Below are 12,421 nucleotides of genomic sequence, written 5' to 3'. Positions count from 1 at the left end.
CCGTCTCCCTGACTTAGATGTGGCAGCTAGACGCCGTGCCGCCGCCGCGAAAGAGGTGCGACCATAGACCCGCAGAGCCGTTGGAGCAATGACTTTGGGCTGGAAAATCAACCCGAATGAGGGAAAGAACACCCACCCTCCCTTACCGCACCGCACAAGAATAAGCTCTGGTCGTTGGAACACAGCCGGGTCTGGCGTAACGAAACTGTAACACCTAAACTGCGGCATTGGCTGGGAAAAAGCACAACCCGAGATGGATAATTCCTTCGTCTGTAAGTAAAAACACCCAGGCGCCAAGGCGGGGGAAAATAAACTGTCCAAACTGCTCGGCGCGCGATTCATGCGGTAAGCGTCAACCCGCCCTATTGCCGCGAGCGCCAGTCTGGACAAGTCAAGTCCTCGGATTCGTCCTCGTCCAACACCCCACCGACAGGGACGGGCGCGAACGCGCGCCCCCGGACCGACGCCCCGCGATAGGGACCGGATGAGAACGACGAAACGGCGGGAAAAGATGCGGATGTCGCGGCTTCCCACGACCCGGTTGGCAACACGCCCAAGCCGATCACGACACAAAGACGAGACAGCATATGCATGGGCGAGCGCTCCGAGCCGTAGGAACGGCGGGGGATCACCCCACGCCGCGGCGCAGTCCGGCAATCAGATCAAGATAGGTCGGTTCGGTATCGGGCGACAGATATCCGTGACGGATCAGGAAATCGATGATCACCAGATTGACATTGAATTTGAAGCGGTTGGTGTCGCGGACTAGCCGAGCCACCTCTTCCACCGGCATCAGGGTGAAGTCCTCGATTTCGCCGTCGGTGTTACGAGGCACGAAATCGGCCGGAACCTCCAGATCGAAGCAATACATCACGTCGGGCTTCAATCCCCACTCGTCTTCCATGCAATAGGAGACAGCCCCGACCGGGCGGGCGGTCGCGGCCAGAGCGGCGGGGATATCGGCTTCCTCGGCGGCTTCCTTCCGCAAATTCTCGAACAGGGTCAGGCCGGACGGCTGACCTCCGGCGACCATGTTGTCGAGCGCTCCCGGTGCGACGGTCTTGTTGGCGGCGCGGCGGCCAATCCACAGCGCATCGCCTTCGGGACGGCGGACGAAGCCATTGACATGAACCCCAAAGGCCCGGATGCCGAACAGACTGACGACTCCCCGATCGACACTCATCACCGGCGCGGTACCGAACTGGGCCACCACTCGGTACATCTCCCCCCGCAGCGCCGGCGTTCCCCAATCGCGATTCAAATCGGCCGCGACAGAACAAACCGCCTCGGTACGCTCATCCGGCTGAGTCAGGAGGGGATGAAGCAAGACCCCATCGCGAGTAACCCGGAACACCTCTGGATACTGGGCCAGACGATGGGCGACATCGTGGCGAACGCGCCCAACCGCCGCTCCATCGACCAGAAAGGGACGGAACCGCGAAAGATCGTGTTTGTTACATGCAATAATGTGATCGAAATAAGCCATCTGCCGCTCTCCCCCCAGTTTAGAGAGGCAGAGTCCGCCCGCCGGGAACGAGTGTCAAGACGCCCTCGCGATCGACGCCCCGCATAGCTCCAGTGCGGCCCGCAGGGCAATCGGCGGCATAGCCTCTGCTTCGATGAACGAACGGGACGGAGCCAGCGACGGAATGGTCACCGCGCGCGAGTGCAGGTGCAACGGTGCGACCGGAGCCGGATCGCCGCCGTGAACGGCGTCCCCCAGCAAAGGACAGCCGAGATGGGCGGCATGGGCACGAATTTGGTGGGTACGGCCGGTACGCGGCCGCCACTCGACCCAGCAAAGGCCATCTGCCTGCCCCAGCACCACCCAGTCGGTCACCGCCCTCTGCCCAGCGGGATCGACCCGAACCCGCCAGCCCTTCCCCGGCTCGGACACTTTCAGCAGCGGAGCCTCGACCCGGCCCCGCGCTTGCGGCGGCGCACCGATACAGACCGACCAATAAACCTTCTCGATCCGGTGAGTTTCGAACATCCGCCCCAGCCGCTTCAGCGCCTTGTCGTGGCGGCCCAGGATCAGACAGCCGGACGTATCGCGGTCCAGCCGGTGAGCCAGACGCGGATTCTGGCTCCAACCGAAACGAAGCGGATCGAGATAAAGCTCGAGATGATCGGTCGTCCCCGGACCGGCGTGCACCGCCAGCCCGGCCGGTTTATCGAGAACGATCACGTCCTGATCGCGATAGAGCACGCGGGCAAGGATTTCGTCGGGGGTCAAGGGCGCCTCCGCGCAACGGGGTCCGCCGGAAACGACAAGGCCCGCCGGGGGAAGCCGGCGGGCCTGGGGTCGTAAGGTGGTGCGGCCAAGAAGACTCGAACTTCCACGGGAGTTACCCCACAAGCACCTCAAGCTTGCGCGTCTACCAATTCCGCCATGGCCGCAAACCCTGGCTCCCTTCGGACCTGTGCCGTCGGGGAGACAGGGAAATAGCAAATCGGCCGCGACGAATCAAGCCCGCGTTCACATCAAACCCACTTTAATTATCGAACAGCTCGCATTTCCGAGACAAAACTCTCGACGAGGCTCTTTAGATGGCCAGCCTCGCGGGTCAAGGACCCGGTGGAGTCCAGCACTTGAGACGATGCGCGCCCGGTTTCGGCCGCCGCCAGGGTGACATGGCGGATCGTCTCGGAGACCTGTCCGGTGCCCACCGCCGCCTGCTGAATGTTGCGGGCGATTTCGGCGGTCGCCGCCGATTGCTCCTCGACAGCGGCGGCGATGGCTCCGGCGATGCCGTTGATTTCCTGAATCCGGGCCACGATGGTGGCGATATCGGCAACCACTCGTTCGGTCGCGCTTTGAACCGCGCCGATCTGGGCTCCGATTTCCTCGGTCGCCCGCGCTGTCTGGTTGGCGAGGTGCTTGACCTCGTTGGCGACAACGGCAAAGCCCTTGCCCGCTTCGCCCGCCCGTGCCGCTTCGATGGTGGCGTTCAAGGCCAGCAAATTGGTCTGGCTGGCAATATCGCTGATCAGACTGACGACAGCCCCGATCCGAACCGAACTATCAGACAACCCCCGAACGGTCGAATCGGTCTGCTCCGCCTCGGTCGAAGCGGTGCTGGCGATCCGCGACGATTGTTCGACCTGACGAGAGATTTCGGCGATAGAAGAGGACAATTGCTCGGCAGCGCTGGCAACGGTTTGAACGCTGCTCGACGCCTGGGTTGTCGCGGCGGCGACAATTCCGGCCTGTTGGCTGGTCTGGTCGGCATTGGAAGCCATTTCGCGGGCAGTGAGCTGCAATTCGTCAACGGCTCCCTCCACCACCCCCAGCGCCGAACCGACATCGCGGTCGAATGTTCCGGTCAGAGTCTCGATGGCGCGAACACGATCCTCACGCCGCTGGCGCGACGCTTCCGCCTCGGCGGCGGCGCGGTCGGCGCGGATCATCCCATCGCGAAACACTTCGACGGCGCGCGCCATCTGGCCAACCTCATCCTTCTGGTCCCGCGACGGAATTTCGAAGGTGTAATCGCGTCCAGCCAACCGCCCCATCGACTGGGTTAGAGCGTGGATCGGCCCGACGATCCGCATCGACAACAGCCAAGACATCACAGTCCCGACCAGCACCGCAACGACAGCCAGGATAACGAAGGTCCGGCGCTGCGCCTCCATCGAATACGTGCCCTCGGCAACCTCCGCCGCACGGTTGCGATCGATCGAACTGTTGAGGCTCTTCAGGCTCTGCTCGGCCGCCAGATAGGCGCGATCAGTCGGCCCCATCATCGTCAGTGCGGTGCCGACGTCGGATTCAACCATATCGGCAACGACATGAGCCGCTTTCAGGAACGCCTGCTGACGCTTGACCGTTTCGTCGATCAGAGCGGCATCGACGCCCAGTTCGACAGAAACCTGCCTCAATTGCTCCAGTGGCTGCGCCAGTGCGTCCAGAGCGGCCAGCGTCTCCTTCGACATGCGGGCCACCTTGGCCTCGTCGGTCTCATTCGAAGCAATCGACACCAGCCGGTAAAGAGTCGATTTAACCCCCAGGACACCGATGGTGAAATCGTCGATCCGAGTGGACTTTTCCGCGATCACGCGATCGGTCTCGACTTGGTTCAGAACCCCGCTCAATGCAACCACGCCATTGATCGAGAGGGCGATCAGCACCAATCCGATAAAAGCGGGAGCCAACGACACCTTGGCCCGAATGCTCATGTCATTGACCCAACGCATCGCAGATTCTCCCGCCAGAAACTGTTACATCGGGTTCTTTATTTATAGATTCCAACACAGACGATTTTGTCGGTCGATGTCTCGCAATAAGTTGATTTCGGCTCTATTTTTTTCGTCGTCGGGTTGGTGAATTTGTAATCCAACCAGAAGGACGACTTTGACTTGGCCGCCTCGACCCGTTCCCGGATATAGAACTTTCCGTCCGTATCCTGGTTCTCGATCAGATCCTTGCCGACCAGCTTGGGGTTGGCGCCATGAGCCAGGCATTTACCGTCCTGGCCATAAACGATGACGTAGAGGTCGCGGTCGTTGAAGCGTGGGTCCTTCCCGGTAAAAGCGGTAAGGGCCGCATCCGGCCCTTCCTTGGACAGGAACGCCACCGCCTTGCGGGTCATTGCAATCGCCTCGTCAGCGGTCCCCTTCTCGGTCGCCGCCAGGGCCGGCACCGTCAGCATAGTGGCTAACGCAGCCATAAGAGCCATGCCTGAATTTCTCATCCCGATTCTCCCCTGACCATGGCACAAGGCAGGACGACAGATCGGCTGCCCCATCTCTTATGATGTAGACCATTGGCTATGGTTTCAAGATAAGATAATGGAATTACTCGGAACAACGATCTCGTTAAGAGAGAAAAAAAGCGGGAAGGGTCTCCCCCTCCCGCTTATTTTGTCCGGTTTTACTCGTCCCCCGACGACAGCAGCCCACCCCGATCAGAGATCGGTGGGCGATGCTTAAAACCGGTGTATCACGCGATATGCCGTAGCGCGATCAGCCGCCCTTGGCGAACACCGCCAACAAGATGATGACGATACCGATGACACCAAGGATGGTCAGGCTGTTGTTCTGAAGGCTGTCGCTGCTCGACGACACCTTGCCCGAGGCGGCGCGCTCGGTATTGCCGATCACGACTTCGGTCTTGCCGATCGAGCTGGTCTGGGAATGCTGGATCGTGGCATGGGTCCCGGCCTCGACCGCGCGGGCGGTCTGTTCGGTGAACGAAGTCAGCGCGGCATCAAGCGCGGTAACGTCGAGCTTCTTTTCGGCGGCCTTGATCTGGACGGCGACAATACCTTCGGCCTGCTGCTGCTTGATCTCGGAGATCTGCGTCTCGTCGAGACCGGTGAGGTCAAGCACATCGCTCTGAGCGAGATTGATCGTCTTTTCAGCCGGCAGGGCGGGCGACTGGCTCACACTCTGCAATTCGCGTCCGGTACCCTCAGACTCAGACATCTCGTATCCCCCGAAACCAAATGTTGCCCCGATGGACGACCCATTCGTCCATGATCGCCGGGGAGAATAGCGGAAAAGACAGCGGCGGAGAAGGGCGCACGGGGGCTATCCGGCCAGAGTATAGATGGATACCTCGCGCAGATTGCGGTCTTCCAGTTCCAGGCTGGTAACCACGCTGTAATCGGCCAACCGACGCAGCCCGATGCGCGGAAGATAGGCGCGGCCGGGATCGGCCAGAATAACCTTGGCGCCACTGGCGGCAAGATTTTTCAACCATGGCAAGATGTGCGCCGTCATCGGGGCTTCGTAACAGACATCACCGGCGACAACCAGATCCCAGCGACACGCCGCCCCAACCAAATCACCTTCGACCAGTTCGACTTGAACACCGTTCAACTCGGCATTCAACGCGATGGCGGCACAGGCGATCGGGTCGATCTCGGCGGCTTCGACTCGCGCCGCGCCAGACATCGCGGCGGCAATCGCTGTCGCCCCCGATCCGGCGGCGAAGTCCAGCACCCGCAGCCCGGCCACCTCGGCGGGATTGTCCAGAACCCAGCGGGTCAGCGCCTGTCCGCCGGCCCAGCAAAACGCCCAATACGGCGGAGGAACGCCATTGGCCTCCAGCCATGCCTCGGTTGCCTCCCAAATTGGGGTGATTTCAGTCGCGCTCCACAGGCGGATTTCAGGACAGGCGGGCGGACTGGCCGGAAGAGTGTGAGCGCGGATGAACGCTGCGGGATCGGCGGGAGGCGCGACCGTCACGCGCCGTTGTTCCGCCAGACGTCGGGGATAGCATGCATGGATTTATCCTTATTATTGAAGCCTGCCTTATCTCGGCAGTATCGCATGTCGCAGGGCGTGCGCCTATCGTGACGATATCAGGGAAAGAACGTAGAGCCGACATCTCAAGCGGCGGGTCCGAAAACAAACCCAACCGCTCCCCTGAACAGCGCCCTGTAATCCACCAAATTGGTTTTACCGATCGATACCGGTTACCACAGACGCCCGACGACGATTGCCAACAGCAGCAACCAGCCAAAATGGCGGTTCGATTTGAATTTGGACAGGCAGTCGGATGAATCGTTGATATCGACCCGCAACGCCTGCCACACCAGATGACCGGCGGCGACGGCAAGCAGCGGCCAGAACGGCCAGGACAAGCCGGCGGCCCACCCAGCGGCGGCGATCAGCATCAACGCCAATCCGTAAAATCCCCACAACGCGGCGACGGTGTTTTCACCCAGCGCCAGGGCCGTCGATTTGACCCCGACCAGGATATCGTCCTCTTTATCCTGGTGGGCGTAGATGGTGTCGTAGCCCAAGGTCCAGAACACACCGGCGATATAAAGCAGGACCGGAGCCAGGGCGAGGTCGTTCCGCACCGCCGCCCAGCCGACCAGCGCACCCCAATTGAAGGTCAAGCCCAACCACGCCTGCGGCCAGTACGTAATTCTCTTCATGAATGGATAGGGGAACACCAGCAGCAGCGACGCGGCCCCGACCCCGATCGCGAACCAATTCAGTTGGAGCAGCACCAACAGCCCGACCAGAAGCTGCGCCACCAGAAAGATCAGCGCCTGACGCGGGCTGACCGCCCCGGACGGAATCGGCCGGGCGGCGGTACGGGCGACCTTGCCGTCGAAATCGCGGTCGGCCCAATCGTTGACGGTACACCCCGCCCCCCGCATCACAACCGCACCGATCGCGAACAAGGCGAACAGCCAGAGGTCGGGCCAGCCTTCGGCGGCCATGGCCGCGCTCCACCAGCAGGGAAACAGCAGCAACCATGTACCGATCGGACGATCAAGCCGCATCAAACGGGAATAAGGCCGCCACGAAGCGGGCAACCAGCGGTCGAACCAAGTATCGGCCGGAATGTCACCGTGCAGAATTTGGGGAGAGATCATGACGGGACACCCGCTCCGCTTTTGAAATACAATAGCCCTTTGCGCCATTCCAGCACTGGCGTTTTCCAGGCGGTGCGGATGTCGTCGCCAACTGGACGCTGGGGCTTGCCAAAATACCACCCCTGACCGAACCGCACCTTCAGCAGGCGCAGCAGGTTCGCGGTTTCCTGATCCTCGACATATTCCGCGGTCGTGGTGACACCAAGATCGCTACAGAGCTGGACAATCGCCTTGATGAACGAAACGTCCTCGTTGCTACGCATCGCGTCCTTGATGTAGCTGCCATCGATCTTGACGTTATCGACCTTCAACGCCCGTAAATAGTGGAATGCGGCATTGCCCGCGCCGAAATCGTCGATGCTGACCTCGTGCCCCAATTGGCGAATGCCCTGGATCACGTCATTGACCGCTTTGAGATCGAGGATATCAGCGGATTCGGTCATCTCGAACATCAACCGCCGACGCAAATCGCCGGTGGTCACCAGGATTTCGCGCAACCGTCGCACCACCGCCGGGTCCGACAGCGACCGCCCCGACAGATTGACCGCGAATCGCAGCGACTCGGTATTGGCGACAGGCGAACGCATCACCTCGATCGCGCGTTCAAGCAGCGCGATGTCGAGCATCCCGACCATGCCGACATCCTCGGCGAAGGTAACCGTTTCATAGGGAGACAGAGTATCGTTGCCCTTGAAGCGGACCAGACACTCGAAATGATGGACGATATTGGTCCACATATCGACAATCGGCTGGAACACCAGATCGAAATTGCCGCTCTCGACGGTCTGGCGGACATCGTTCATCTGCCGCACCGTCTCGGACAGACGGGGCTGGATGTCTTTCATCATGGCGGCGAGATCGCCGCCATTCTGGGCCTCACGCGCAAAGCGGTTCAAAGTGTAGGTCAGCGCGCGCGCCGCCTCTTCCGGCGGAATGTCGGCGACATCAAGCACCAAGGTGGCGACCCGTGCCGAAATCGGCGGGGCGTCGGGAAGTGCGGATTGTGCCGCCTGCGAGATCGAATCGCTGATAGCGTCGGCCGAGACCGAAGCGTCATGCAACACCCCGAACCGGGTATTGTCGATCTGACCGACGGCATCGCCCCCAACCGACAGCGTTTTCAGCCGGTGCCCCAACTCGGCGGCAAACGCGGCGGATAACCCCCCTCCGCCTTCCTCGGCATGAAGCGCGGGCAGATCGGGCAATTCGACCAGGGACAACTGATAAGGCTCGTCGGGACCGGCGGCCTCGATCAACTGAGCCGCCATCGCCTGGAAGCTGTCTTTATCGAGCAGTTGAGTTCCCACCACCCGGTTCGCCGCCGCTGGCAAACCGCCGGGATGGCCCAGCGCCAGCAAGATGTGACCGGGATCGCAAGGGCTTCGATAGCCGGACAGAGTTAACTCGACCGCCTTGCCGTCGGGGCGAAGTACCCGCACCAGCGCGTTGCGCACCCGTTCCCCCTGCCCCATCTGGTCCAGGGCGCGGTCCAGAATTTTCAAGTCCGAAGGGTGAACGATCCGGCGGAACGGCTGACCGACCAGCCCGCGTGCGCTACGCCCGAACAAGGCCATCGCCGCACCAACCGCAAAAACGGTCTCTCCCTGGGCATCGATCTCGACCAGAACGTCGGCGGCGGCAAAAGCAAACGCCACATAGACATCGCTGGTGCGGCCAAGGTCTTCCCGGTTTGCCAGCATCTCCTGCTTCCCAAACTCCAAAAGCCGGTAACCCTATCCCGGATTACGCACCCTGTCACGAGACGCTATCGCGTCGGTGCGCGTCCCTGGCCGGCAATTATGAATCGACTATTGTCGGCTTTGGCGGAACCCCTTATAGTCCCCGCCGTGAATCAGACATATCTCGACACCATCCGCTTAATCGAACGGCTTCACCGGCACTTCCTCGATGTGCTGCGTACCGAGATGCGCCGCCTTGGCATTGAGGATATCAACGCCGTTCAAGCTCTCCTACTCTGCAACATCGGCGACAATGAGGTCGTAATTCGCGATTTAAAGGATCGCGGATACTACCATGGGTCGAACGTCTCTTATAACATCAAGGCCCTTACTGAAACCGGCTACCTGACTCAGGAACGCTCGCCCCACGACCGTCGTTCGGTCCGCCTGCGCCTGACGGACAAGGGGCTGGATTTGTGCACCGCGATCCGCACGCTTCAGGACGGGCTGGCCACCGCGCTCGGTTCCGATTCGCAGGCGAAGGAACAGCTTGAGTCGACCCTGAACACCTTACAACGGCTAGAACGCACCTGGACCGATTTCGTCCAGTATGGCCGCGTTCGCTCTCTGTAAGCTCCCGCCCCTTCTTCTCGTCCGGCTCCATGCGCCACCGTCTCCCCAGAGGGAGAAGGTGGCTTTCTTTTGCTCTCATTTCCGAGGATCTGAGTGCGAAAGATCTCACGGATGGTGCGACGCACGACCCCGGCGCGGCATATCGATCTCAATCCGAGGAGCGTCGGGATCGCGCAGGACATAGCCACGCCCCCACACTGTTTCGATGCACGAACCGCCGCCGGTGGCGACGGCAAGCTTCTTGCGCAGCTTGCAGATAAAGACATCGATGATCTTGAGTTCCGGCTCATCGATGCCGCCGTAAAGATGGTTGAGGAACTGCTCCTTGGTCAGGGTCTGCCCCTTGCGCAGGGACAGCAGTTCCAAGATGCCATATTCCTTGGCGGTCAGGTGCAGCGGCTCGCCGCCGACCGCGACGGTACGGGCGTCAAGATTAACCGACAGCCGCCCCGTGACGATCACCGATTGAGAATGGCCGTTGGAGCGGCGGACGATGGCCTGAATACGGGCGACCAGTTCGCCGCGATCGAACGGCTTGGTCAGGTAATCGTCGGCCCCCGAGCCTAATCCTTTAATTTTCTTATCGGGATCGGTCATCCCCGACAGAATCAGCACGGGAGTCTCAATCTTCGAGGCGCGCAGACGGCGCAGAACCTCGTACCCATCCATATCGGGCAAAATCAGATCGAGCAGGATGATGTCGTATTCATAGATCTTACCGATCTCCAGCCCGTCCTCACCCAGGGAGCTGACGTCAACGACCATGCCTTCGGACCGCAGCATCGATTCGATGGTACGCGACATCAACGGGTCGTCCTCGACAACCAGAACTCTCATGGAACGATCCCCGAACTTGGTGGAGTAGACTTCCACCATATTTTAACCTGAACGGCCTATTCTGACCAGTTCGTGCCGGATCGACTTGGCACCGCTTCACATATGGGGATGGCGACGGTGAAATTCCTGGTCCGAAATCTAATCAACGATATTGAGCGGGTGCCGGCGATCCAGGTTTATGGCCGCGTTTCGGGAGTGCAGGGACTCCTGCTGGAAGCAGGCGGAATCCAACGCACTCTGTCGGTCGGCGACCGCTGCGCCGTGGTGGCGCGCGATGGGCGGCGCGTGGTGTGCGAAGTGATCGGCTTCCGCCAGGGCCGCGCCCTGTTGATGCCGTTTTCGGCAATCGAAGGAATCGGCCTGGGCTGCCGCACCGAGATCCAGGATTCCGACCCGGTGATCTTTCCCGAGAATGGCTGGCTGGGGCGAGTCGTCAACGGTTTCGGCGAGCCGGTCGATGGATTGGGGCCGCTGCCCAGCGGTGACACCCCTCGCCTGATCCGCACCCCACCGCCGCCAGCGCATTCGCGGGCGCGGGTTGCGGGCAAGATCGATCTGGGGGTCCGGGCGGTTAATACCTTTCTGACCTGCTGCCGGGGCCAGCGCATGGGAATCTTCGCAGGATCGGGCGTCGGCAAATCCTCGCTGCTGTCGATGATGGCGCGCAACACCTCGGCCGATGTCTCGGTGATCGGGCTAATCGGCGAACGTGGCCGCGAGGCCCGCGAATTCATCGAGGACGATCTGGGGGTCGAAGGACTGAAGCGCGCGGTGGTAGTGGTTTCGACCTCGGACGAAAGCCCGCTGATGCGCCGCCAGGCCGCCTATGTCACCCTGACCGTCGCCGAGCATTTCCGCGACCAGGGGCTCGACGTGCTGTGCATGATGGATTCGGTCACACGCTTCGCGATGGCCCAGCGCGAGATTTCGCTGTCGGCGGGCGAACCTCCAGCGTCGAAGGGCTATACCCCCACCGTGTTCGCCGAACTGCCCCGATTGCTGGAACGGGCCGGTCCCGGTGCAGGCAAAGGCTCGATCACCGGCCTGTTCACCGTGCTGGTCGATGCTGACGATCACAACGAGCCGATCGCCGACGCGGTACGCGGCATTCTCGACGGCCATATCGTCCTCGACCGCTCAATCGCCGACCGGGGGCGCTATCCCGCCGTCAATATCCTGCGTAGCGTGTCGCGAACGATGCCCGCCTGTAATAATGACGAGGAAAACGCGCTGGTCCGCCGCGCCCGCTCGCTGCTCGCCACCTATGAGGATATGGCCGAACTGATCCGGCTGGGGGCCTATCGGCGCGGCACCGACCCGATGGTGGACGAGGCGATCCACTATTACCCGTTGCTCGATTCGTTCCTGTCGCAATTGAAGAGCGACGCCACCACCCTGCCCGACTGCTATACCCGGTTGGCCGAAATCCTGGATATGCCGTTCACCGGCGACGGCATGGGACGGCGCTAGGCGATGGCCACCAAGGGATTGGCCACCCTGATCCGGCTGTCGAAATGGGCCGTGGACGACAAACGCCGCGCCCTCACCGCGCTTCAGGCCCGCGAGGACGAAATCCTAGCCGACATCGACGCCGCTGAGGCACGGCTGATCGAAGAACAGCGGACCGCGGCCGAGGACGCCACCGGGGTCGGCTTCCTATATGGAGCCTATGCCCGGTTATGGCTCGACCGCCGCGCCCAGCTCGATACGATGCTGGCACAGATCCGGGCCGAGATCGTCCGAGCCGGGGACGAATTGTCCGAAGCCTTCAACCAGCTAAAAACCTACGAGATCACTGAACGCGAGCGGAAGCGCCGCGCCACAGAAGAGCGCGACCGCAAGGAACAGGCCTTTCTCGACGAAATCGGCCTCAACATCCACCGTCGCCGGAATCAGGACGACCCTCCGACGTAAAGCGGCGGAGTCCGATGAGCT

General features: G+C 61.4%; 13 protein-coding genes and 1 tRNA gene. 3 read left to right on the top strand and 11 right to left on the bottom strand.

Features of this window, described 5'->3' with window-relative positions; all coding sequences use genetic code 11:
* Positions 1 to 362: 362 nt before the first annotated feature.
* The 10 genes from PHAMO_RS19615 to PHAMO_RS15870 form a co-directional block, all read right to left on the bottom strand.
* Positions 363 to 593, bottom strand: coding sequence for a hypothetical protein (locus PHAMO_RS19615; RefSeq protein WP_002730823.1), 231 nt, complete (start codon positions 591 to 593; stop codon positions 363 to 365).
* 35 nt (positions 594 to 628) lie between these two features.
* Positions 629 to 1,486, bottom strand: a complete 858-nt coding sequence (locus tag PHAMO_RS15910; RefSeq protein ID WP_002730821.1) for a DUF4743 domain-containing protein — start codon at positions 1,484 to 1,486, stop codon at positions 629 to 631.
* A gap of 54 nt (positions 1,487 to 1,540) precedes the next feature.
* Positions 1,541 to 2,236: an RluA family pseudouridine synthase gene (locus PHAMO_RS15905; protein WP_002730819.1), complete on the bottom strand. Its 696-nt coding sequence runs from the start codon at positions 2,234 to 2,236 to the stop codon at positions 1,541 to 1,543.
* Between the two features lie 77 nt (positions 2,237 to 2,313).
* A tRNA-Leu gene (locus PHAMO_RS15900) sits at positions 2,314 to 2,400 on the bottom strand.
* A 99-nt stretch (positions 2,401 to 2,499) separates the two neighbouring features.
* The gene (locus PHAMO_RS15895) at positions 2,500 to 4,197 is read right to left on the bottom strand and encodes a methyl-accepting chemotaxis protein (RefSeq protein ID WP_002730817.1); all 1,698 of its coding nucleotides are present in this window, start codon (positions 4,195 to 4,197) and stop codon (positions 2,500 to 2,502) included.
* Between the two features lie 38 nt (positions 4,198 to 4,235).
* The gene (locus tag PHAMO_RS15890; protein WP_002730815.1) at positions 4,236 to 4,694 is read right to left on the bottom strand and encodes a cache domain-containing protein; all 459 of its coding nucleotides are present in this window, start codon (positions 4,692 to 4,694) and stop codon (positions 4,236 to 4,238) included.
* Positions 4,695 to 4,965: 271 nt separating this feature from the next.
* Complete coding sequence (locus PHAMO_RS15885) at positions 4,966 to 5,427, bottom strand: hypothetical protein (RefSeq protein WP_002730813.1); 462 nt, start codon at positions 5,425 to 5,427, stop codon at positions 4,966 to 4,968.
* Between the two features lie 105 nt (positions 5,428 to 5,532).
* Positions 5,533 to 6,192 (bottom strand): class I SAM-dependent methyltransferase, encoded by a 660-nt coding sequence (locus PHAMO_RS15880; RefSeq protein ID WP_002730811.1) that lies wholly within the window; start codon positions 6,190 to 6,192, stop codon positions 5,533 to 5,535.
* A 230-nt stretch (positions 6,193 to 6,422) separates the two neighbouring features.
* Positions 6,423 to 7,337 (bottom strand): 4-hydroxybenzoate octaprenyltransferase, encoded by a 915-nt coding sequence (gene ubiA / locus PHAMO_RS15875; protein WP_002730808.1) that lies wholly within the window; start codon positions 7,335 to 7,337, stop codon positions 6,423 to 6,425.
* Positions 7,334 to 9,037 carry a sensor domain-containing phosphodiesterase gene (locus PHAMO_RS15870; RefSeq protein ID WP_002730807.1) on the bottom strand — a complete coding sequence of 568 codons (1,704 nt, stop codon included), beginning with the start codon at positions 9,035 to 9,037 and terminating at the stop codon, positions 7,334 to 7,336. Before PHAMO_RS15870 ends, ubiA begins: the two co-directional genes overlap by 4 nt.
* Positions 9,038 to 9,136: 99 nt before the next feature.
* Between PHAMO_RS15870 and PHAMO_RS15865 the strand changes: the two genes are divergently transcribed.
* The gene (locus PHAMO_RS15865; RefSeq protein WP_002730805.1) at positions 9,137 to 9,649 is read left to right on the top strand and encodes a helix-turn-helix domain-containing protein; all 513 of its coding nucleotides are present in this window, start codon (positions 9,137 to 9,139) and stop codon (positions 9,647 to 9,649) included.
* Between the two features lie 105 nt (positions 9,650 to 9,754).
* Here the strand turns inward: PHAMO_RS15865 and ctrA are convergent, their stop codons facing one another.
* Positions 9,755 to 10,486: a response regulator transcription factor CtrA gene (ctrA, locus tag PHAMO_RS15860; RefSeq protein WP_040567607.1), complete on the bottom strand. Its 732-nt coding sequence runs from the start codon at positions 10,484 to 10,486 to the stop codon at positions 9,755 to 9,757.
* 108 nt (positions 10,487 to 10,594) lie between these two features.
* Between ctrA and fliI the strand changes: the two genes are divergently transcribed.
* Together fliI and PHAMO_RS15850 are read left to right on the top strand one after the other, a co-directional pair.
* Entirely contained in the window at positions 10,595 to 11,956 is a 1,362-nt protein-coding gene (gene fliI, locus PHAMO_RS15855; RefSeq protein ID WP_193372226.1) for a flagellar protein export ATPase FliI, read from the top strand.
* Between the two features lie 3 nt (positions 11,957 to 11,959).
* Entirely contained in the window at positions 11,960 to 12,400 is a 441-nt protein-coding gene (locus PHAMO_RS15850; RefSeq protein WP_002730802.1) for a hypothetical protein, read from the top strand.
* Positions 12,401 to 12,421 lie beyond the last annotated feature (21 nt).

The sequence above is a fragment of the Magnetospirillum molischianum DSM 120 genome, assembly GCF_000294655.1.
Taxonomy (GTDB): domain Bacteria; phylum Pseudomonadota; class Alphaproteobacteria; order Rhodospirillales; family Magnetospirillaceae; genus Phaeospirillum; species Phaeospirillum molischianum.
Note: the sequence above shows the minus strand (reverse complement) of the source record. Positions and strands in the feature narration are given on the sequence as shown.

Bases quoted from the DNA above. Each gene is read 5' to 3' on its own strand.
- PHAMO_RS19615 (WP_002730823.1), bottom strand. From the start codon at position 593: ATGCATATGCTGTCTCGTCTTTGTGTCGTGATCGGCTTGGGCGTGTTG.
- PHAMO_RS15910 (WP_002730821.1), bottom strand. From the start codon at position 1,486: ATGGCTTATTTCGATCACATTATTGCATGTAACAAACACGATCTTTCG.
- PHAMO_RS15895 (WP_002730817.1), bottom strand. From the start codon at position 4,197: ATGCGTTGGGTCAATGACATGAGCATTCGGGCCAAGGTGTCGTTGGCT.
- PHAMO_RS15890 (WP_002730815.1), bottom strand. From the start codon at position 4,694: ATGAGAAATTCAGGCATGGCTCTTATGGCTGCGTTAGCCACTATGCTG.
- PHAMO_RS15885 (WP_002730813.1), bottom strand. From the start codon at position 5,427: ATGTCTGAGTCTGAGGGTACCGGACGCGAATTGCAGAGTGTGAGCCAG.
- ubiA (WP_002730808.1), bottom strand. From the start codon at position 7,337: ATGATCTCTCCCCAAATTCTGCACGGTGACATTCCGGCCGATACTTGG.
- PHAMO_RS15870 (WP_002730807.1), bottom strand. From the start codon at position 9,037: ATGCTGGCAAACCGGGAAGACCTTGGCCGCACCAGCGATGTCTATGTG.
- PHAMO_RS15865 (WP_002730805.1), top strand. From the start codon at position 9,137: ATGAATCGACTATTGTCGGCTTTGGCGGAACCCCTTATAGTCCCCGCC.
- ctrA (WP_040567607.1), bottom strand. From the start codon at position 10,486: ATGAGAGTTCTGGTTGTCGAGGACGACCCGTTGATGTCGCGTACCATC.
- fliI (WP_193372226.1), top strand. From the start codon at position 10,595: ATGGCGACGGTGAAATTCCTGGTCCGAAATCTAATCAACGATATTGAG.
- PHAMO_RS15850 (WP_002730802.1), top strand. From the start codon at position 11,960: ATGGCCACCAAGGGATTGGCCACCCTGATCCGGCTGTCGAAATGGGCC.